This window comes from Halomonas sp. B23F22_3 (genome assembly GCF_043496965.1).
GTDB lineage: Bacteria > Pseudomonadota > Gammaproteobacteria > Pseudomonadales > Halomonadaceae > Halomonas.
Genome location: NZ_JBIEKG010000008.1, coordinates 114,648 through 135,914 on the forward strand (window position 1 = coordinate 114,648; position 21,267 = coordinate 135,914).

The 21,267-nt window shown below is 52.7% G+C and carries 20 protein-coding genes, 1 tRNA gene and 1 pseudogene; 11 read left to right on the top strand and 11 right to left on the bottom strand.

The annotated features are described in order from the left end of the window. The first annotated feature begins 104 nt into the window (after positions 1–104). Positions 105–1,430 carry a site-specific integrase gene (locus ACGTNG_RS17760; protein ID WP_394797825.1) on the top strand — a complete coding sequence of 442 codons (1,326 nt, stop codon included), beginning with the start codon at positions 105–107 and terminating at the stop codon, positions 1,428–1,430. A 467-nt stretch (positions 1,431–1,897) separates the two neighbouring features. Here ACGTNG_RS17760 and ACGTNG_RS17765 read toward each other — a convergent pair whose 3' ends face one another. Further along, on the bottom strand, positions 1,898–2,251 hold the full coding sequence (locus ACGTNG_RS17765; RefSeq protein WP_394797826.1) for an XRE family transcriptional regulator: 354 nt from the start codon (positions 2,249–2,251) through the stop codon (positions 1,898–1,900). 309 nt (positions 2,252–2,560) lie between these two features. On the opposite strand from ACGTNG_RS17765, the gene ACGTNG_RS17770 reads away from it, so the two are divergent. Further along, positions 2,561–2,785 (top strand): hypothetical protein, encoded by a 225-nt coding sequence (locus tag ACGTNG_RS17770; protein ID WP_394797827.1) that lies wholly within the window; start codon positions 2,561–2,563, stop codon positions 2,783–2,785. A 47-nt stretch (positions 2,786–2,832) separates the two neighbouring features. On the opposite strand, the gene ACGTNG_RS17775 is transcribed toward ACGTNG_RS17770, so the two are convergent. From ACGTNG_RS17775 to ACGTNG_RS17800, 7 genes and pseudogenes are all read right to left on the bottom strand, one after another. Beyond that, the gene (locus tag ACGTNG_RS17775) at positions 2,833–3,192 is read right to left on the bottom strand and encodes a hypothetical protein (RefSeq protein ID WP_394797828.1); all 360 of its coding nucleotides are present in this window, start codon (positions 3,190–3,192) and stop codon (positions 2,833–2,835) included. A gap of 4 nt (positions 3,193–3,196) precedes the next feature. Next, entirely contained in the window at positions 3,197–3,913 is a 717-nt protein-coding gene (locus tag ACGTNG_RS17780) for an integrase domain-containing protein (RefSeq protein ID WP_394797829.1), read from the bottom strand. Between the two features lie 1,135 nt (positions 3,914–5,048). Beyond that, positions 5,049–5,264 (bottom strand): hypothetical protein, encoded by a 216-nt coding sequence (locus tag ACGTNG_RS17785; RefSeq protein WP_394797830.1) that lies wholly within the window; start codon positions 5,262–5,264, stop codon positions 5,049–5,051. A gap of 67 nt (positions 5,265–5,331) precedes the next feature. Then, positions 5,332–5,523: pseudogene (locus tag ACGTNG_RS17790) on the bottom strand (ATP-binding protein); the annotation flags it as partial. Positions 5,524–5,611: 88 nt separating this feature from the next. Further along, on the bottom strand, positions 5,612–5,884 hold the full coding sequence (locus ACGTNG_RS17795) for a hypothetical protein (protein WP_394797831.1): 273 nt from the start codon (positions 5,882–5,884) through the stop codon (positions 5,612–5,614). A 663-nt stretch (positions 5,885–6,547) separates the two neighbouring features. After that, on the bottom strand, positions 6,548–6,712 hold the full coding sequence (locus ACGTNG_RS18130; RefSeq protein WP_507161323.1) for a hypothetical protein: 165 nt from the start codon (positions 6,710–6,712) through the stop codon (positions 6,548–6,550). Positions 6,713–7,000: 288 nt separating this feature from the next. Beyond that, complete coding sequence (locus ACGTNG_RS17800; RefSeq protein ID WP_394797832.1) at positions 7,001–7,447, bottom strand: very short patch repair endonuclease; 447 nt, start codon at positions 7,445–7,447, stop codon at positions 7,001–7,003. 170 nt (positions 7,448–7,617) lie between these two features. On the opposite strand from ACGTNG_RS17800, the gene ACGTNG_RS17805 reads away from it, so the two are divergent. The 6 genes from ACGTNG_RS17805 (at position 7,618) to ACGTNG_RS17830 (ending at position 17,105) form a co-directional block, all read left to right on the top strand. Beyond that, positions 7,618–9,087 (top strand): DNA cytosine methyltransferase, encoded by a 1,470-nt coding sequence (locus ACGTNG_RS17805; RefSeq protein WP_394797833.1) that lies wholly within the window; start codon positions 7,618–7,620, stop codon positions 9,085–9,087. Positions 9,088–9,177: 90 nt separating this feature from the next. Then, complete coding sequence (locus tag ACGTNG_RS17810) at positions 9,178–10,659, top strand: ATP-binding protein (protein ID WP_394797834.1); 1,482 nt, start codon at positions 9,178–9,180, stop codon at positions 10,657–10,659. Next, positions 10,649–13,348: a Z1 domain-containing protein gene (locus ACGTNG_RS17815; protein ID WP_394797835.1), complete on the top strand. Its 2,700-nt coding sequence runs from the start codon at positions 10,649–10,651 to the stop codon at positions 13,346–13,348. The genes ACGTNG_RS17810 and ACGTNG_RS17815 overlap by 11 nt, the downstream gene beginning before the upstream one ends. Continuing rightward, on the top strand, positions 13,345–14,295 hold the full coding sequence (locus tag ACGTNG_RS17820; protein ID WP_394797836.1) for a PD-(D/E)XK motif protein: 951 nt from the start codon (positions 13,345–13,347) through the stop codon (positions 14,293–14,295). Before ACGTNG_RS17815 ends, ACGTNG_RS17820 begins: the two co-directional genes overlap by 4 nt. Positions 14,296–14,305: 10 nt before the next feature. Next, the gene (locus ACGTNG_RS17825) at positions 14,306–16,348 is read left to right on the top strand and encodes an AIPR family protein (protein ID WP_394797837.1); all 2,043 of its coding nucleotides are present in this window, start codon (positions 14,306–14,308) and stop codon (positions 16,346–16,348) included. 238 nt (positions 16,349–16,586) lie between these two features. After that, positions 16,587–17,105, top strand: coding sequence for a hypothetical protein (locus ACGTNG_RS17830; RefSeq protein ID WP_394797838.1), 519 nt, complete (start codon positions 16,587–16,589; stop codon positions 17,103–17,105). A gap of 48 nt (positions 17,106–17,153) precedes the next feature. Here the strand turns inward: ACGTNG_RS17830 and ACGTNG_RS17835 are convergent, their stop codons facing one another. From ACGTNG_RS17835 to ispB, 3 genes are all read right to left on the bottom strand, one after another. Further along, on the bottom strand, positions 17,154–17,576 hold the full coding sequence (locus ACGTNG_RS17835; protein ID WP_394797839.1) for an Xre family toxin-antitoxin system antitoxin: 423 nt from the start codon (positions 17,574–17,576) through the stop codon (positions 17,154–17,156). 336 nt (positions 17,577–17,912) lie between these two features. Then, positions 17,913–17,989: transfer RNA gene (locus ACGTNG_RS17840), tRNA-Pro, on the bottom strand. A 94-nt stretch (positions 17,990–18,083) separates the two neighbouring features. Further along, positions 18,084–19,088: an octaprenyl diphosphate synthase gene (gene ispB / locus ACGTNG_RS17845; protein ID WP_394797840.1), complete on the bottom strand. Its 1,005-nt coding sequence runs from the start codon at positions 19,086–19,088 to the stop codon at positions 18,084–18,086. Positions 19,089–19,380: 292 nt separating this feature from the next. Between ispB and rplU the strand changes: the two genes are divergently transcribed. The 3 genes from rplU to cgtA all read left to right on the top strand — a co-directional run bounded on the left by rplU (position 19,381) and on the right by cgtA (position 21,257). Continuing rightward, complete coding sequence (gene rplU, locus ACGTNG_RS17850) at positions 19,381–19,692, top strand: 50S ribosomal protein L21 (protein ID WP_394797841.1); 312 nt, start codon at positions 19,381–19,383, stop codon at positions 19,690–19,692. Positions 19,693–19,726: 34 nt separating this feature from the next. Further along, entirely contained in the window at positions 19,727–19,984 is a 258-nt protein-coding gene (rpmA, locus tag ACGTNG_RS17855; protein WP_040183062.1) for a 50S ribosomal protein L27, read from the top strand. An 85-nt stretch (positions 19,985–20,069) separates the two neighbouring features. Beyond that, the gene (cgtA, locus tag ACGTNG_RS17860) at positions 20,070–21,257 is read left to right on the top strand and encodes an Obg family GTPase CgtA (RefSeq protein ID WP_394797842.1); all 1,188 of its coding nucleotides are present in this window, start codon (positions 20,070–20,072) and stop codon (positions 21,255–21,257) included. The last annotated feature ends 10 nt before the right edge of the window (positions 21,258–21,267 follow it).

Below are 21,267 nucleotides of genomic sequence, written 5' to 3' on the forward strand. Positions count from 1 at the left end.
AAAAACAGGGGATTATGGTGTGTTTGCGCTGTGCCGCTTGTTGCTGGTTTGAGCTCGTTATATCCTCCGCTTGCTACCTATTTGCTACCTGAATGAGAGCGGGCATGGCAGGCACGATCAAGCGGAAGCTGACAAGCAAGGCGTTGGAGGGGCTAGTTAATACGCCGCCTACAGAGGACGTCTACGACACCGAGCTACCTGGCTTTCACGTCCGGCCCAGCAGACGTGGCCTGACCTTCCGGCTCTACTACCGCACCAGAACAGGCCGTCAGCGTGTCCTGACGCTCGGTCGCTACGGCACCTTGACGGCCGCCCAGGCCCGTAAGGGTGCCACCGAGGCGCTGGCCATCGTCGCTCAAGGGGGGGACCCTCGCGCCGAAATTGAGGGTGCTAGGGCTGATGCAGAGCGTCAGCAGCAGCAGACTATCCGGGCCTATCTGAATGGTCCCTATGCAGTCACCCAGCGCAGGAAGAAGGATGGCGCTGCCACCCTGCGGCGAATCTACAACGCCTTCGCTGACTGGCTTGACAGGCCGATGTACGAGATCAGCCGGGCGGACATCGAGCGCTGGCAGGGCGAGCGTGAGGCAAAGGGCGAGGCCTACACCACCAGCAAGCGTAGCCTTGGAGCGCTCAAGACGATGCTGGCGCACGCGGCCGACCGCAAGGTGATACCCGCCAACCCCCTGGCACGGATCAATCTGCAACGGCCGGCCATGACCGAGGAGGCGATGGCCGAGCAAGGATCACAGCGCCGCTACCTGGAAGACGACGAAGTCAAGGCGCTGTTTAGCGGCCTGGAAGCGTACCAAGAACGTAAGCGAGCTCAGCGCCGTAGCAGCCGTTCTCATGGAAAGCCGTATCTGCCGGACTTAGATGGCGTCGCCTACGTGGATCACGTCATGCCCTGGCTTCTGACCATGTACTACACGGGCCTCAGGCCGGGCGATCTGTTCGGGTTGCGCTGGGAGCATGTCAACCTGGACTTCCGCACGATTCGCAAGGTGGTCGAAAAAACCGCCCACTACCGCCCTGAACCGACGACCTTCCCCCTGTCTACACCGGCTGTGGACGTGCTCAGAGCATGGCACCGGCTGCAAGGCAAGCCCAAGACCGGCCACGTCTTCCCTTCGGGGCGCAACGGCAAGCGCATGAGCGACACTGCAATGCAGAGGCCTTGGGCGACTGTTCGCAAGCTTGCCGGGCTACCCGATGACCTGCAGTTGTACACTCTGCGTCACAATTTCGCATCACAACTTGTCATGGCTGGCATTGACCTGCTGACCGTTTCCAGGCTGATGGGGCACACGGATATCCAGACGACCATCGAGTACTACGCCCACCTTAGACCCGACCATTCCCGGGATGCAGTTGAGGTGTTTGCAAAACGAACTCATTTCGTGGAGGAAGGCTGTCAGCAAGCTGGATGAACGTGGGAGGCATTTTCCGTTATCGGGATGGCAAATTGAGGAATCCAAGCATTTAGACGAACCCTCTTCAATGAGGCCTTGGCGAAGATAGGGCTTGGTTTTAGGGAGGTTCGCCATGGATGCTTCACTGTCAAACGCATTAGTCTTGTTCAAATCTGGATACGATCCAGCTCTGATCGAGTTGCCTGAAAAATCGGTGTTTCCGTTTCTGATTCCTGCAGCGCCAGCCACTGCACGGAAATCTCGCTGCACCGGAATCCTACTAGGGCGTCCCGCCCCGCAGTTTGTTCGTCGAGGGCGCTCCGTTCGCTACAGACTGTCAGATATTCTCAGTTGGGTTTCAGAGGGCGATGGATATCGTTCGACCGCTGAGGCATTTCTGGCTGGAAAAGTGTTCGGTTAAACAAGTCTCACGCCACTTTCGGAGTCGTATTGCCAAATTGGGGGTGTGACGAGATCGAGCAGGCTTACGCATATCCGGCCTCGGCAATGTGGTCGAGGTATGCATGAACTTCGCTGGCGCGGCCTTGTGTTAGCAGCTCTTCGGCGGTGAGACCGCCTAGGGGTGAGATGGGGTACGAACGGTACCAAGACCAAGCTGCTCCGAGGCTGCCTGCCCAAGGCTCAATGTGCTTGAGTATCTCAATGACTTGGTACAGTCGCTGCTGAGCAACCGCGGACTTCAGGTGATGCTTGTGGATGGTTGACTCACAGCGGAGCCCGAGTGCCGCGGCGAACTCTTCCTTCGTGATGTGCAGCTCGTCAACCAGTATATCCGGCACGATGTGTTCGATTGACTTGAACTCGTCATTAATCTTCATCGACATATTCTCTGAGCTAGCACATTTTACGTCAGTATAGATGGTTGTTGGTTGTGCCGCGACTCCCACTTCCGGTGCAGGTAGAACATCGCCTGTTAGGCTTTTCCTCGGTCGGGAGTCGACAGTGGTTTTTGCTGGTGGGTTTTTGCATAAAATAACTTTCTTGTTAGGGGGTTAGGTGCGTGCGCGAAGCGTGAGTCATCGACTTCTGGGCACATAAAAATTAGATAATCAGCCAGTTGCATCTCTAGGATCATGGGATATGTTGATCTTGCCTCATGTGAGGCGGAAAACTAGGGAGTTACGAAGATGACGATTCGTGAGCTGCATGATGCTATCCAAAGCGGTGACCTGTCGGTGATTTCTGAGGTGGCTGATGTACTGGGTGAGTTGGCAGATGTGATTGATCTGCTTAGGGACGCTGACTGGAACGAACAGCAGGAAGCCATTGCGCATGTGAAGCAGTTGGATTTCTGCTGCTACTATAGCTCGAAGGTCAATTTCCCGCTTGCCGATGAAAACGTTTGGTTCTGATTTGATGGCACGCTGCATAATGTTCGCATTATGTGGCGTGCCATCAATCATTTTCTATAATACTTCTTGCTTTTCACTACACGGCTGACCCTGGGGCGACCCCCGGGGCCTTTGGCTCTGATTTTTAATGGGCCGAACCAGTGATCCTTCCTTCCGAGTGCCTCAATCAATAGTTTCAAAGAGTTAATGTAGTCCGCGCGAGTGGCAGGCTTGTAGTTCTGGGATTCTAGCCAGTGGTTAACAACCCAATTCACATGCTTTAGTTTTATTTTTTCAGGACGGTTTGTAGTGGGGAAGCGCTCCTCAATAGCACTTGCAATTCTGCTGATCCTGTTTTGATGCCGAGCAGGATGAGGGGCCTGCATTTCATTAAATTTTATTCTGATGAAAATAGGTTTCAGGTTCATATTTCTATCCAATATACGCGCGCGAGACGTTGGCCCGATAGTGGCCGAGTCGTCGAGCTGTCAATTTCTGTGCCCGAAGGTGTGCCTCGTGATTTGTTGGTGTGCACTTGATAGGTGCTAAATGCCCAGCTTCTGACTCATAGGTGTCAATGGCAAATGCTGCCCGCATCTCCCGATAGGAGATCAAGCCATGCGCTTGAAGTACTAGGCGGCCAGGGGTGACACACTTCCTTAGGAAAGCGATATAAGTTTCATTATTTGCTAGTAGATTTTTGCTATCTTTAGGAGAGTGTTGTAGAGCGTAATTTAGTGCCTCCCATTGTTCTTCGCCCATGGGAATAGTCCGATCATCACTCTTTCTTCCCCCCTTTGTTCCCTCTAGTATTCGGCATTCGCCTTTTTGTAACGCTTCGCTTTTCAATCTCTCCAGATTGGCCAATGACGCTTCTCTCACTCGCATACCGAACGCCCTGGTGAGTAGAAGAACTGCCGCTGCGCGAGGGTTTTGCACTTCTTGCAGCTCCTCAGCGGCATCTTTGACAATTTCTTTCTCGCCCTGTGGAACGGTCTGCCTGACGTGAATACGACGCCCAACCAATTCTGATGGTGAAACTCTGATACGACGGTCATGACGCAGGCAACGCAGAACGATATTCACTGTCGAGAGCAGATTCTGTGCGTACGCGACACTGTATTCCTCGTCCTTGACTGATTCTAACAAGTATTCTCCGTATGCAAGGATATGTTCTTGCTTGATTTCCCGGGCATCTCTTATCTGATAATACTCCCTGATCCACCTCACGAAATTCCCAAATCGTGCATGGTGCGTGAATTTCGTTTGGTGGTGCTCACTGTGGCCATAGTGGTCATGCAACGCCGACAGCGCTGCGTACCCGAGGCGACGGCCGTAGCCGAAGTTGCGCCTCTTTTCTGACCACCCTAAGTGACCCCTTGGTACCGACATAGTTTCCTCTCTGTAGTTTTCATCGATTGAATGCAGCTATGCGTGGCTAGGTCTGCGACTGTTCAGGCAGATCTACCCCCCACGCTGACGACCTGCCCGTAGTCGCAGTCAGTGTTCACCCCTCTAGTCTGGGGCCCTGGTCGTCGGTTGTGCCGCTGCTGTGCACGGTTTTCGCCACTATTCACCTGATAGCCGATGGGGCCCGGGCGGGTGTCGCGTGATCAACGCGTTAATAGTGTCGTTGGTGGCCGGGTAGGCCGTAGTGGTCGGCAACGGACAGTCGAGCATGTCAGGGATGATGCCCTGATGGCGTATTGTTACGCCGCGCGTTGGGTTTTTGTTCCCGTTTTTGTCCGGAATCCCTTGTGTGGTCGATGTAAAGTCATTGATTTCAATGTGTTTTTTATCAACCCTTGGTTTTATCTCATGTTTTATTGGTTTGTGTGTCGCATGGTCTGGACACGTTTTTTCTGCGCTACGTTTGAAGCAGCGTTACTCCGTATTAACCCTTTATACTTCGAGGTGGCTGAAAAGCACTATTATTCGTAGCGGCCCATGGCCGGTATTTGATTTCTGTTTGTTTCTCATCGCCAGCTGCGATGCCACACAGCGTGTGGTTGGCAGGGGCAATATCTCACAAGTGGGTTCGAGTAACAGGCGCCTATTTCGTGAAAAAGTGCAATTACACTATATTCGCGAAACCAAGCAGCCTTGAATGGCCATTTTTCGTTACATGAGGTGGCTAGCTAAAAAGTACACTGAGTGTACTTTTGGTGACCTTCTATAGGCTGTCTAGAGCCTCTCTATGCGCCACAAGTACACTGAGTGTACCTGTGGATACACTCAGTGTATTTGAGAGGTGTAACAGGTATGGGGTAACGTCTGTGGAGCTTTACTCAATTTCCCACGCCTGCTTCAGCCGCTCCACGGTATGGGACCACTTGGGCGTAGTAGGTTTGCAGACGGTGTTCTGGTTGCCGAATAGGCCCACCTCGCTGAAGGCTTCCTTGCGGCTGACAGTGTGCAGCCAGCACACCGGCACCAGGTACTCGGCCTCGTCGTCGTCCCTGGCCGGATCGATCTGCGGGTAGCCTTCGATCAGCGCCATCTCCGGAAGCGCTATGGCCCCCTTGCAGGTGTTGATGTGGTACTCATCGGCTCGGCAGCATTCCCCACTACGTGTCGCCCGCTAGGGCTCTCAGCTGCTGGCGTTGCTCCGCCGCGATGACGTCGAAGTCGAAAGTCTCCAGCGTTTTGCCCACCGGCAACCGAGCCTCCTTGAGATGCCGGGCCAGCCGGCGTCGATCACGCTCGGTCAGCTCGTGCTCGCACAGGGCGGCCAGCGCTAGTAGCAGGCTCCAGTTTGCGCCCCGGGTGCGGGTCTACAACTGTGTCCAGCAGGCGGCCATGGTGGGCAGGCGGAGCTGCCGCAGCAGTAGTGGCCGGGTCTGGGCATCAGGCATGGCAGCGCATCTCCGTGACCGGCACGCTGGGCTCAAGATAGTCGTAGCTGGCGATCTCATGCTGAGTCACCCGGGGGAACGCGATCATGTGGCTCGGGGTGGTGGCGAAGTGGGCCTGACGGTCGGCCAGCGCCAGGGCTCTGACGAAGCGCTTGCAGGCCTCGGCGACCGGCAAGGCGGTGGTGAGCCGAGCGTACAGCTTGCACCAGTCCGCGCTCGGCAACAGTTCGTCGCGGAACGTTAAACCCGCGAGCGCTCGGGGCATGCGGACCAGTCAGCCGATCTCACGGAGGTAGTCGATGGCCCGCAGCAGGCCGCTTTCCGGCGTCGACATCGCCGCAGCGTCAGCAACTCCTGCTGCGCGTGATGTAGCACCAAGCGATCGTCGCAAAGGTGTACACGCATCTGCTCGCCGATCAGCCGGGAGGGCACCGAGTTAGAGAACCTTGCGCACCTGGATGGTGCTGGAGGTGGTGGCGCGCTCCGTCACCTCGCTGTAGTCGGTACCGGGCCGGCTGGGCAGTTGTTGGAGGGCGTCACGCTCGACGATGATAAGGGCCGCGCCCCGGATTGCTGCGAGTGGCTGTCATGCCGTAGTGAATGATCAGAGCGGCATAGCGCTCGGTGAGGTCCACCTAGGCCTCCCCTCATAGGTTACTGAAGACCGTCCACCGGCTGTCCGCTGTGTGCTCCGCGGGGACCACGCCGAGACGCTCCAGCGCACGCTTCAGGTCTTCGGCCAGTTCTAGGTAGCTCTCGACACCGAGCACCACCCGCACGTCGCATCAGCCGCTATCGGCCAGGCGGAAGTAGTCGAGCCGGTGATCCAGTGGCTTATCGGCGAGCGTAATGACTAACCCCTTGAGCTCGATGAAGTCGGAGGGGCCGCGTAGCCCGGGCCATGGGCCTGCTGAAACATCACTTCCTTCTATGGGCGGTGCGCGGTTCGCCAGCCCTTAACCCAGTATTGCAGGTTACGCAGCAGGCTGTCCCGGTACTGGCCGGGGAGCTGCTCATGCAGCCACTCCCGCAGGACCAGTGCCTGCAAGTCCGGGGCTGCGGCCAGTTGTGGGGCTAGAGTGGTCTTCCACACACCGGCGAAGAAGTCGGGTTGGGTTCGCCAGTGCCGTGGTGCATGCTGCTCTGAGGACTCGGCCCTGCGTTCGAGTCGACGAGCGGTTCTGACGGAGAGGTCGGCCTTGGCGGCTGTGACCTCCTGGGTCTGGTCTTGTTGGTGTCGCTACATATAGAGCATGACCTGTTGGTGGTGGCCGCCATACTAGCTCCCCAGTGGGTCGGGACAAGCGGTAAAACTTAGGCAACCAGCCACAATAGTTGTCGTTCGATGGCTAGGGTAATTGTCTCCCTATAGTTCAGTTGGCTACTGAATCTCAGTGAAAGTGTTATCTGTACACAGCCATTTAAATAGTTTCTTCATTGTTAGCTGTTGTTCTTGGAACGATCTGCTGCGAATAGAGCACTCCCATACAATACACACCCTCCATCTTAGATTTATAAGTTCCTCATAATTCCTTTTGTCCCGAAGCATTGTTTCCGTAATTTTGTGTTTCCAAAAGTCTTTACGAGTTTTTGGCCATTTAAATAAGGAGCAGTCGTGGCCATGCCAAAAACAGCCGTTAACATATATGACAGCTCGGTGTTTCGAAAGTACGATATCAGGTTTTCCAGGCAGGTCTCTTCGATGTAACCTGAACCGAAAGCCGCTCGCGTGTAAGGCAGAACGCACGATCTTTTCGGGCTTTGTATTTTTCCCTTTGATTTTCGACATCATCCGAGAACGGGTAGCTTTATCGACAATGTCAGTCATGGACTCCACCCCCTGGTTTTGAGTAGGATTGGTGGTATCCTAAGCACTTTACATCAAAAATTTGGGTCGCAATGAGCTCTAACATATTGATATTTGACCTTTTTGCCGGTCCGGGGGGGTTGGGGGAGGGCTTCTCATCTTTCTCAGAGTCCGGTCGTCGACCCTTCAAGTTGGCAGCCTCCGTTGAACGTGATGCCAGTGCCCATATGACGCTAACTCTTCGCGCCTTCTTTCGCCAATTTGATGAGGCTCCCGATGAGTACTATGAATATGTAAGATCAGGGGAGCCAGAACTTCGACAGGAACTGTTTGGACAATTCAAGGCTGAAAGTGAAGCAGCAATCGCAGAGTCTTTAGGCGGCCCGCGGGTTCTTGGTGATGACAAAGATCATGGTGAAATAATACGTCGAATAAAAGAGGCGGCTGTTGGCCATAATGGGCCAAAAGTCTTGATTGGAGGCCCTCCCTGCCAAGCATACAGTGTTGTGGGCAGGGCTCGCAACAGGGGAATCAACGGCTACACGCCTGAGACTGATGAAAGGCATTTTCTTTACAGAGAGTATCTCGAAATAATTGATGAAGTGAAGCCTGAAGTTTTCGTCATGGAAAACGTTAAGGGTATCCTCACTGCCAAAGTCCATGGCAAGCGAATCTTTGATGCCATTCTTAAAGATTTAAGAAAACCGGGTAAGGTTGTAGGCGGAGTCAACGATACAGAATATGAGATATTTTCATTGGTTGCCCCGCTTCCTGAACCGGACGCACTTGGAGAACGCTCATATTTATCAAGTTATGACTACCTGATAAAGGCTGAGGAGTACGGTGTTCCACAGGCCCGACATCGGGTAATTCTGCTAGGTGTTCGTAGAGACATACTTAAGAGCCGTACGCCATCGGTCGTACAGCCAGAGCCATCGCGGAATCTCACCACTTATGATGTAATTGAGGGTCTTCCCGCGCTTCGTAGTGGCCTCACCAAAATTGCCAATACTCATTCTAGCTGGGCAGAAAACCTCCATCAGGCCGCATATGCAGTTCGAAAAGCGCTTTCTGAGAAGGGATATGAGATGCCTCCTTCATTCCCCCTAGATGGAACTGTTGAGTTGCCTGTATCTCAAGGTGGGAATTTCGTCAATACGCAGGATACAGTGAAAAATCACAGCGTATTAAATGAAGATTTGTTAAAATGGTATGTTGATCCGCGCATTGGAGGTTATCTTAATCATAGTGCACGTAGCCATATGCCAGCGGACATATACCGCTACATGTTTGCCTGTTCTTTCGCTCTTCTTAATTCGGGTGCGTCACCAACTGCAAAGGATTTTCCGGAATTGTTTGTGCCCAAGCATAAGAACTGGAAATCGGGACATTTTGCAGACCGATTTAAGGTTCAAGCGCGGAACCGCACACCCAGTACGGTGACCAGTCATATAGCTAAGGATGGTCATTACTTTATACATTACGACCCTAGGCAATGCCGCAGCCTCACGGTGAGAGAGGCCGCTCGAATTCAGACTTTTCCGGATAATTACTACTTTGAAGGAAACAGAACCCAGCAATACGTTCAAGTTGGTAACGCTGTTCCGCCTTTGCTAGCAAAAAAAATCGCAGGTGTGGTATATGATTTACTGAAACCTTGATCGTTGATAAGGTAACAATTACTGTAAGCTATACTTCGGAGAAGACGTAGGCTGCAGTGTATAGAGGCGTCATAATTGGAAGGCAGCTATATGGACCGTATCAATTTACCTCCACATGCCGGCCCTTTTGTAGATAGTCTGAGAAGTATTGGATATTCGTTGGATGCGGCAACAGCGGATGTTGTCGACAATTCCATTTCTGCTGGAGCTTCTGCAATCGATATTTTCGCTGATTGGGGTAGCGGCGCTCCACGAGTTGCGATCAAAGATGATGGTAAGGGAATGGAACCCAAAGAACTCGAAGAAGCTATGCGTTTGGGTGGCGTGAGTTCGAGCGTTACTAGATCTAAGACCGACCTTGGCCGATTTGGACTGGGCCTGAAAACAGCCTCTTTCTCACAGTGCAAAAGTCTAACTGTTATATCTCGAACCCAAGCTGGGGCTTCATGGTACGGGCTACGGTGGAACCTGGATTTGATTGAAAGAGAAAATATTTGGGCTGTACAAGTTTTACCGATTTCCATATGCGAACAAATATTAAAAAAGATAGATTATGGGCTTGAAACCGGGACTGCAGTTGTTTGGGAAAATCTTGATAGAATCATGGATCAAACTTCCCTTGATGCCCAAGCTTTCTTTGAGAAGCGTATAATACAGTTGAAAGAACACTTGGCATTGACATTTCATCGTTTTATTTCAGGTGTTGAAGTCAAACGAGTAAAAATTTCTGTCAATGATCAAATTATCTCCGCAGTGGACCCTTTCGGTACCCGGCCTCCTCCAGATGCACCTGCTTCAACGCTGCTGTCCGATGAAAATTTACGAGTTGGAAGCCACAGGATAAGAGTGAGAAGTTATCTCCTTCCGCACCCTTCAAAGCTCAGTCATGACCATTTGAACTCAATCTGCAGAAACGGAGACTATCATTCAGCACAGGGACTTTATATCTATCGCGCTGGAAGGCTTATTCTTCACGGCGGTTGGCAAAGGCTTATCCGAGCATCTGAAGCTAACAAGCTTGCCAGAGTCCAGGTAGATTTTGACAATGATTCTGACCACCTCTGGCGTCTAGACGTCAAAAAATCCCGAGTGGAATTGCCAGCGACCCTTAGGGATCAGCTGAAGCGAATTATTCGAAATGTATGTCAGAAGTCTAACTCTACCTTTACTAAGAGAGCGAAGATGCCCTCTTTGGACTCTCAGCCTATTTGGCAAAGAGTTTTCGACAGGGAACGAAGTCAGATTCAGTATCGAATAGACAGGAATCATTCTCTCGTTAAACATTTAATTAATGAAGAAGACGGCTTGGGAAATAAATTTGCACTACTCTCTTTGATCGAAGAATCACTACCTCTAGAGCTTATAAAGAATGATTTTTCTTCTGATGATATTTTCGTAGGCCATTCAGATAACGAGGATGAGTTACAGCAGCTTATACGGAATTTGATCCTTGTTGGCATTGAAGAAGAAATTATAGCAAATACGATTTCTAGCGATAGCAACTTTGGTTTTTCTTTTGAAAAAATTATGGTTTTAATACAACGGATTAAGAGTTCTGAGTATGAACATTAATGATAAAGTAATAGAGATGGTGGCAAATCAGATAGAAAAAGATTCATTTGATGTGCCTGGAGATGTTACAAAGGATTGGCTCGACGAACAGCTGCTAGGCTATGCTGATCAGCTTAATCTTAACAAAGATTCGGTTGATGAAATAGAGGCTAAAGTACGACAAAGAATTGCAATAACAGTTGGTGAAGCATCATTTTTGATTGATCCAGAAGACCAAGAAGAATGGCTTACTGAAGAAAGAATAGACGCTACAGAATGGAAATTCTGGACACGATATGAGGATTACTTCAAGACGAAAGGCATTCCGGGAAACGTTCTGAGGCGTACTCACACAGACACTAATCGTATACTTGGGCTTATTGGTGATCCTTTGTCTGAGAACTCTTTTCGTCGTAGGGGCATGGTCATTGGTGACGTCCAAGCAGGAAAAACCAACAACTACACCGCGTTGATAAATAAAGCAGCGGATGTAGGGTACAAGCTCATCATTGTATTAACTGGCACTGTTGAAGATCTCAGGCAGCAAACACAAGAAAGGCTCGATGAGGACTTTGTTGGAAGTATTTCTCACGCGGGTAGCAGTGGTAATAACTCTCCTACAAGAACCATAGGCGTTGGCCGTTGGGTTGGTGCTGATTTGCCATTCTGCATCACTGATCAAAATGAGGATATAAGGACGAACCCCAGATACAGAATATCTGGAATCAATGGACCTATTCTGGCAGTCACAAAGAAAAATAAATTTATGCTGGAACGATTAGTAAATTGGTTGAGATCAGATGTAAATAGCAATGAAAGAATGGTATCAGAACCTGTTCTCCTAATTGATGACGAGGCTGACAATGCGTCAGTAAACACAGGTGAAGCTGAGGAGAATCCGAAAACGATAAACCGCCTGATTAGAGAGGTGATTCATTCGTGTAAAAAAATCAGTTATGTTGCCTATACCGCGACTCCGTTTGCTAATATTTTTATTCATCCGGATTCAGAAGGCGATGTTGCTGAAACGGATGATCTTTTCCCCAAAGATTTCCTTGTAGCATTAGAGCCGCCGAACAACTATTGTGGCGCGAGATTCTTTTTCAGAAATGATGCCCGCTCAAAGAGCATCTGCGAAGTAATTAACGATGCAGATCAGCACTTACCATTAGTTCACAGGCCAGGGACAGCTGTTGAGTCAATCCCTGAGTCCCTGAAAGAGGCTGTTCGTGTATTTCTCCTTGCTTGCGCAGTAAAAGATCTAAGGCGAAAGAAAGGAGTCATAAAAAAGGCTCATGACTCTATGCTAATCAATATGTCGCGGTTGACATCTGTTCAGTCAGATATAGCTCCCCATGTTGAGGCTTATCTGGATGATATATGGAGCGCAATTGAGCTTTATATATGCAAATCGACACCGCAAGAGCGGTCTAATAAACTAAGTAGACTGTTTGGTGATTGGAATAAACACTATTCGGAACTCGATGGTCAAGAGTCTTGGTCCGACGTATGCCAAGCGCTGGCAGATATGAAAAGGCCAGTCGTAGTAACCGTGCATAGCAGGTCGGGTGACTCTCTCACATATAAAGATGGAGGACCTGAAAAACAAATTGCTGTCGGTGGTTTGAAACTTAGTCGAGGTCTTACTTTGGAGGGGCTGGTTGTCAGTTACTTTTATCGAAGGTCTGTGATGTATGACAGTCTGATGCAAATGGGGCGATGGTACGGATACAGAGATGGGTATCAAGATCTCTTGAAGCTCTGGATAACCGGAGAGTCATTAGATTGGTATGCTCATATCTCAGAAGCATCGGACAACCTCCGAGAACAAGCAGCTGAAATGCAAAAAAAGAAAATGACGCCGAGCGAGTTTGGTCTTCGTGTTCAGGCCTCACCGGACGCATTAATGGTTACGGCACCCAATAAAATGAGAACAGCAAGGACCATGAAGACAAGAATGCGTTTCGATGATCGGTTATTGCAGACTGATTGTGTGTATTCTGAGCAAGAGATAATTGATGCCAACCTACACGTTTTTTTGGATTTCATTGATGCAGTATCTGAAAAAGCTATCGACAGAATGAAACTGGTCGATGATCACCAGCATCACTTAGGTTTTGAAAATATCTCATCTGCCGAGATAATTGAATGTTTGTCCAAGTTGGCAAACCATCCAAGCTGTGGTTTCTGGTCCGAAAATGACCTTTTTCTGAAGTTTCTCAAAGAAGGAGCTGTTGATGAGTTCCCCAATTGGGACGTGTTCGTATACCAGCCTAAGAACAATCGAGAAGGCTCTTGGGATGGCTTTGGTAGAGGGGACTATCGAAAGATTATGCGTTCCGTGCATGATGAGCCTAAAAATCCCAAAAATTCCAATGAGCTGAGGCTTAGCCGCAGGCAGAATATTGTAGATCCAGGTGTTGAGGCTCTTGGTTTAGGGAGTCAGGAGTATATGAATGCTCTTGATGAGAATGGCAAGCTCCCTGACAAGAAAGCGAGGCGCTTTCGTAAAAAGCCTTCGTTAATATTTCATATTATTAATGCATGTGAGTTTGACGATGAAGGTAAGCGGGCGAATGAAACTACTGTCCTTGGGTGGGCGATTTCGATTCCTCCACTCAAAAACCCCCAGCCAGATGTTTTGTGGAGCGTGACCATTGATTGGTTCGAGAAGTATGGCACCGAGATTACGGAAGAAGCAGAGTCATGAGTGTTATCAATACGCCTTGGGATCGGCTGGGTAGGCCACAGTCAGCGATACTCAGTACTCTCGCTGTTAGTTCGGATAGTAATAATAATTGGTTCTGGGTGAAAAATGCTCTAGGTGAATACGGGCTTGGTTTTCGAGTTTCTAATACAGATAGATACAAACTTAAAGACACTGATCTCAGTGCTACCAAAAGACTGAAAGAAGTCAAGGTAGAGGATAAAGGATCTATCTATATTGGAGTGGTCATTAGCGAGTCTGAGCTTGCAACTGTGTTTTACAGGCTGTGCCTAGACCTCATAGATAGTTGTTATGGCCTTAAAGAGCCCAATGAAATTGTTGGAATTCTAAAGCGACGCGTCAGATCCTGGCAGAGGCTTTTTGAGTCTGGAGTCAGGCGACTGTCCCTACAACAATGTTTGGGGTTGGTTGCAGAATTAGCTTTTTTGAGGGATTGCTGGTTAAATAGGAGTGATGGGAATGGGGTTCTCGGTTGGTTAGGGCCTTTGGACCGTCCGCAGGACTTCTTGTGCGAGAATGAGGGTTTGGCGGTCGAGGTCAAGGCATACAGCCCAGAAGCGAGAACCATAAGAATCTCTTCCATTCATCAGCTTGAGTCACCTCAAAGTCTATATCTTGCCTGTTATCCGTGCTCGCTTAGTACAGAAATGGAAGGTAAGAGTATCTCTGAATTCATTCAGAGCGTGTATGATAAGCTAAGTGAGAGGGACTGTCCTATCCTTGATGACCTGCTTTTGGCATACGGGTATGTGCATGATCCCTATTATGAGTCGTTGAGTTTTGTGGTGGGAGAGCCTTCGTTCTATTCGGTGCATTCAACATTCCCGCGAATAACACCGACAACAGTCTCACCAGCAATCACTCAAGCCAAATATATGATTGATCTCGAACAAATATCGGGTTTTCAGTGTGACCCTAGTTCTTTCTGAGGTGGCTTTTATGGATGAGCTGACAGAGTATTACGTTTCTCTTGTGGAGCATCTGCATGCGTCCGCAGATGTAGAAGGCAGCGTGATTACCTATGAATACCTATCTTATATTTTGGAGCTCCTTTCTGACGCAGGTGAGTTTGAGGATTTCTCCATAATAGAGGACGGCATCGACGGTGCTGGGCGGTGGGCATTCGATGGCTATTCCTATGATGAAATCAACTTCTGCCTTTCACTATTCATATCGGTTTTGGATATATCAGACGAGCCTAAGCGCTTAGTTAAAGCTGATATTGAGTCGGCAGTTAAGAAGCTTTCTAATTTCTCCGTTCGGGCTGTCAGCTCACATCTGTTGGATTATTTTGAGCCTAGCAGCAACTGTTATCTTGCAGCAAAACATATCAGGGATATCTGGCCGAAAGTTGCGCGCGTTAAGCTTGTGGTTCTTTCAAACAGGCCTCTTGCGGAGAGAGCGTCAGTACCGACATTTGACGATTTGGATGGTAGGCCTTGCACAGTTGATCTCTGGGATTTAAGGCGGATCTACAAGCTGGAGTCGTCACGTAGGGAGCGCGAAGAGATGGTGGTTGATTTTTCTGACGCTCCGCTACCATGTATTGTCTCAAGTCCCCCCGCCAGTGGTGATAGAAGTTTGTCAGTTCTCACAGTATTTCCCGCAGAGTTGCTTGTTGAATTGTATGGAAAATGGGGTAGTCGTCTTCTTGAGCAGAACGTAAGGAGCTTTCTCCAGCACCGCGGCAAGGTGAATAAAGGGATCAGGAATACAATAATCTATGACCCTAAAAACTTTTTTGCATTCAACAATGGGATCACTGCGACTGCAAAGGCTGCAACTGTTCGTGAAGTAGGAACCGGCCAGGTCATTGAGAAAATCGAGGATCTCCAAATCGTAAACGGTGGGCAAACTACTGCGTCTATCTACAGCGCTGCAATTCGTGATAAAGCTGATATGGCGGAAATATCGGTTCAAGTTAAACTGACAGTATTGCCTGAAGAGGATTCTTCATATCTTGTGGCAAAGATTGCCAGATTTGCGAATTCTCAGAATAAGGTTTCTGAAGCAGACCTCTTTTCTAATCACCCGTTCCATGTTCGGTTGGAAGAAATATCCAGACGGGTTTGGGTTCCAATAAAGGCTGGACAAGCATCTCAAACCCATTGGTTTTATGAGCGTGCAAGAGGTCAGTACCTTGATGCCCAGGCTTATCTCACTCCTGCCAAAAAGAAACAGTTCCAAATCGTTAACCCCCGCTCCCAGCTTTTAACTAAAACTGATGTCGCGAAGATTATGAATTCTTGGGATGAGAAACCTCATGAGGTCAGTAAAGGAGCTCAAAAGAACTTTGCCATATTCGCCGACTTTGTGGATATTCAGTGGGAAGCGGATGATACAAAATTCAACGAATTTTTCTTCCGAAAATTGGTCACTAGGGCTAGCATATTTCGTGCCCTTGAGAAAGCAATCCTGCAGGAACCTTGGTACGCTGGATACCGTGCGAACCTTGTGACATACTCCATCGCACGTTTGGCATATGAAATAAGAATACAGGGTCAGGAACTTGATGTGGACGCGATCTGGCGTGGGCAGGTTATTCCCGGCACTATAATCAGGCAGCTACTTAAAGTCGCCTATTCTGTCAACGATTTACTTCTGGACGAAAACAGACCAGTCGGTAACCCCAGCGAATTAGCCAAGAGAAAGGCTTTTTGGGAATCGGTCAAGCAGCTCGATTGTCGCACGGATGATCTCGACGCTATTTTGATCTCTCAAGAGTCAGCCAAGGACAGTGAGAAAGCGGCTCGAAAAAATCAGAGCATCGACAAAGGCATTCAGGCCCAAAGTGAAGTTCTGGCTACATCTAAGGACGTTTGGAGTAGGCTGGAAGCTATACTGTTGGAAGAGGGTGAAGCCACACCCGCATTAGTTGGAATATTGAATGTTGCAAAAACCCCGGGGAAACTGCCTTCTGAAAAACAGGCAAATGTCCTGTTGAAGTTGAAGAAAAAGTACCGAGATTATCTTGATTTATGAGTATTTATAAGCATCACGTTAGGTTTGTTAAGAATCTATATGCACAGAAAACTTGCTAAGCTTAGCTCTCCAAGAGCCCCGGGTAATGGCGAAACATCGAATAGGCTATGGTATCTTTTGATGATTTGCATGCTGATGGTCGCTATTATATTTTGTCATTCCGGCTGGCCTGATTCTAGTATCAATATATAGTGGACAAGACGAATAAGTTGAGAAGGAGGTATAAAAGAATAACTTCATGGAAACGTCGAGCTCTTCCAGTCTATTGCCCCTAGTTACCTTCCTTGATGTCGAGGCATCAGGACTCTATAAGCCGGATAGCTTTCCCATCGAAATCGGTTGGGCCGATACGCTGGGCAACAGTGATGATTTCCTGATCTACCCGATAGATACCTGGTTCCATTGGGACAAACATGCCGAGGCTCTGCATGGCATCACGCATGCCCAGCTTCTCGAAGAAGGCATCAGCGTCATCGATGCAGCCTGTCGACTGAATGACATGCTGGGTGTCGAGAGAGTCTACTGCGACGCATGGTCGTTCGACGGCTTTTGGCTAGATCGGCTTTTCAAGGCAGCAGGAATGTCGCCCTCTTTTTTGCTTGCCGATGTTTTTGAGTTGTACGGTGTGTTGGGTGCCGAGCTGGCAGGAGAGATGGTGAGAAAACTGAGGGAGGTCCCGGCCACGCATCGTGCGCAGGAAGATGCTGAACGGTATGCGACGGCATATTGTGAGGTCATCGCAGGCCACCGCAAGTAGCCGACAGAGACGGGAATCAACGCCATCGCGCGTGCCGTGGTTGGCCAGTTAAGCACAATACCCATGCTGCAGCTGACCGAGTAGCTCCTCTGCGGCCAAGAAACCTGGGGTCGTGAAGGCTGCGCGTATCGCACTTTGGCCACCCAAGGTGTTGCGAGGCTTACGCAACCAAGAAAGCGCCTTCTGACGGCTGCCAAATATCGCTTCGGCCTGCAGGGCGAGCCTGACCACACGATATAGGTGGTCGCCTTCGCGCAAAGTGAGTGTCTTCCCTTGGATACGCCGCTGTCGGAGTGCACGTGAGCTAACGATGCCGATCTCGGTCGGGTCAAGACCGAAATCGCTGAGCCTGTCGAGAGCGGACAGTGGGATGCCATCACGGATCAGAGCATCTGTACTGACGCCGTAGCCTCCGCCCAGGAGTTCCAGCAGCGCACGCTCGATGTCATTTCTATCCGCGATTGAGGTCATGGCTCCCGGTATCCTCGGTGATCCATGGGTCGGAATCAGACCGCCAGCCTTGGTCTGACACTGATGCTCAGCTTACAGCGGTAGATTGGCTTGGGGCATCCTCACGGTAGCTCGCGGGGGAAGGGGCCTTCCAGTCGATCCATGCCGCTAAGAGGCGCCTTGGGTCGGCGGGGGAGGGCTTTCGGCCCGGTCGAGGGGGCTTTGAGTCGTGTCGCATGGGTTGGTCTGGTCAGAAGGCAGGCTTCGCAGCCTGCTACCTATTTGCTACCTGGAATCTCAGCAACGAAAAACGGCCACTGCGATGATTCGCTAAGTGGCCGTTTTTACTGATATTCTTGGTCGGAGTAGCAGGATTCGAACCTACGACCTCTGCCTCCCGAAGGCAGCGCTCTACCAAGCTGAGCTATACTCCGATGTTCGCCGTAACTGCTGGCGACGGATCGGCATTATACGCAAACCGCGGCGACGTGCAAGCCCCTCGCGCGGCTTTCCGTCGCGGCCGTCGCTTCAGCTCTGGCGATCCACCGCCAGGCGGGCCAGCCGCGCCATGCTGTCGCGATAAGGGCTGTCGGGCAGCGCGTCGAGCTGTTCCAGGGCCTTGTCGGCCATCTCCTCGGCGCGAGCCCGGGTGTACTCCAGTGCGCCGGTGTCGCGCACGATCGCGAGCACCTCGTCCAGGTGGTCGAGGCCGCCCTGGCGAATCGCCCGCCGGACCAGCTGTCGCTGCTCCGGCGTGCCGACGACCATGGCCTGGATCAGCGGCAGGGTCGGCTTGCCCTCGGCCAGGTCGTCGCCGACGTTCTTGCCCATGGCCTCGGCGTCGCCCTGGTAGTCGAGCAGATCGTCGATCAGCTGGAAGGCCAGGCCCAGGTAGCGGCCGTAGTGCTGCAGGGCGGCCTCCTGCTCCGGGGTGGCGCCGGCGAGGAGGGCGCCGCTGTGCGAGGCCGCCTCGAAGAGCATGGCGGTCTTGCCCTGGATGGTCTCGAAGTAGGCGGCCTCGTCGGTGTCCGGGTTGCCGACGTTGGTCAGCTGCTGCACCTCGCCCTCGGCGATGGTGCAGGTGGCCTGGGAGAGCACCTCCATGACGCGCATGGAGCCGACCTCGACCATCATCTGGAACGACCGTGAATAGAGGAAGTCACCTACCAGCACCGAGGGGGCGTTGCCCCAGGAGTCGTTGGCCGTGGCCTTGCCGCGGCGCATGTGCGACTCGTCGACCACGTCGTCGTGGAGCAGGGTCGAGGTGTGCATGAACTCGACCAGGGTGGCGAGGGTCACGTGCTTGCCGCCCTCATAGCCCAGCGAGCGCGCCGCCAGCAGCACCAGCAGCGGGCGCAGCCGCTTGCCGCCGCTCTCGATGATGTACTGGCCGATGGTCTCCACCAGAGGGACGCGCGAGGCGAGCTGGTCCAGGATGGTCCGGTTCACGGCGGCGAAGTCGTCGGCGACGACTGCGTGGAGCGACGAGTTGGCGGTGGCGCTGGACGACGGGGGCGGGGCGTTGGCTGGCATGGAGGCGGTATCGACGAGTAGGTGGGGCCGGGGCGCGAGGGCCCGGGTGGCCTTGGGTTGCCGGCCATGCTATGAGCCCCCCATGGGGGCGTCAAGGCGCGCCGTAGGCGTGGGCCGAGTGGTTCCCGGCGGCGCGGCGAGGCACGCGCGGTGCGGGTTGTATGCGATCTCGCGCGCGGTTATAATCCGCGACCCCACTCATCATGCTCCCTGTCAGATGGCTGCCAAGAGCGGCGCCACTCGCAGCAGGTCGATGAAGAGCCAACACCCGATGAGTCCTGGAGAGAAAAGCATGTACGCAGTGATCAAGAGCGGTGGCAAGCAGTACCGCGTTCAGGAAGGCCAGACTCTCAAGCTCGAGAAGCTGGAAGTGCCGACCGGCGACACCATCGAGTTCGATGAGGTCCTGCTGGTGGGCAACGACGAGGACGTCAAGATCGGCGCTCCGCTGGTCGAGGGCGCCAAGGTGGCGGCCGAGATCGTGTCCCACGGCCGTGGCGACAAGGTGACCATCCTCAAGTTCCGTCGCCGTAAGCACAGCATGAAGCGTCAGGGCCACCGTCAGTGGTTCACTGAAGTCAAGATCACCGGGATCTCCGCGTAAGCGGCTGACCCCCTGAACGAGCGAGGTATTTGCAATGGCTCATAAGAAGGCAGCGGGCTCCACACGTAACGGTCGCGATTCCGAATCCAAACGCCTTGGCGTGAAGCTCTTCGGCGGCCAGGTCGTCAACCCGGGCAACATCATCGTGCGTCAGCGTGGCACCAAGTTCCACGCCGGCACCGGCGTCGGTATCGGCAAGGACCATACCCTGTTCGCCCTGGACGAAGGCGTGGTCAAGTTCGAGACCAAGGGCCCGAAGAACCGCAAGTTCGTCAGCGTCGTCTCTGCCTGAGATCGCCGGCACTTGCAGTGAGAAGGCCCCGCCCAGGCGGGGCCTTCTTGTATCATGGCGGCACAGGCCGCCTGGAGAGTGACAGATGCAGTTCGTCGACGAAGCCTCGATCATCGTGGAAGCCGGCAAGGGCGGCAATGGCTGCCTGAGCTTCCGCCGCGAGAAGTACGTGCCCAAGGGTGGCCCCGACGGGGGCGATGGCGGTCACGGCGGCAGCGTCTACCTGATCGGTGACGACGCCCTCAACACCCTCATCGACTTCAAGTACCAGCGCTTCTACAAGGCGCAGAACGGTCAGCCCGGCCAGGGTCGGCAGATGAGCGGGCGCGCCGGCGAGGACCTGCACGTCAAGGTGCCGGTGGGCACCACGGTGATCGACGAGGACACCCTCGAGGTGATCGCCGACGTCACCGAGATCGGCCAGGTGGTGATGGTGGCCCAGGCGGGACGCCGCGGGCTCGGTAACATCCACTTCAAGTCCTCCACCAATCGCGCGCCGCGGCGCACTACGCCGGGCACCGAGGGTGAGCGGCGCAACCTGCGCCTGGAGATGAAGGTGATGGCCGACGTGGGCCTCTTGGGCCTGCCCAATGCCGGCAAGTCGACGCTGATTCGCTCGGTGTCGGCGGCCAAGCCCAAGGTCGCCAACTACCCCTTCACTACCCTGGTGCCGAACCTCGGCGTGGTGAAGCTCGGCCTGCACGAACACTTCGTGATGGCCGACGTGCCCGGCCTGATCGAGGGCGCCTCCGACGGCGCCGGCCTCGGGCTGCGCTTCCTCAAGCACCTGACCCGCACCCGGCTGCTGTTCCACGTGGTGGACGTCGCGCCCTTCGACGAGTCCGACCCGGTCCAGGCCGCCGAGGCGATCATCCACGAGCTGGGCGAGTTCTCGCCGGCGCTGGCCGAGCTGCCGCGCTGGCTGGTGCTCAACAAGCTCGACCTGCTGCCGGCCGAGGAGCGCGAGGCGACGGTCGACGAGATCGTGCGCCGGCTTGGCTGGCAGGGGCCGGTGTTTCGTATCTCGGCGATCTCCAGCGACAATACCGATGCCCTGGTGCAGGCCGCCTACCGCTGGCTCACCGAGCAGCGCCGGCTGGAGCACGAGGACGAGGAGGCCGCCGAGCGGGCGCGCGAGATGCGCGAGCGCATGGAGGAAGAGGCCGTGGCGCGCACCGAGGCCCGCCTGGGTCGCAAGCGCCCGCGCGCCGACGAGGACGACGACTTCGATGACGACGACGATCACGACGTCGAGATCGAGTACGCGCCCTGAGGGTGGCAGG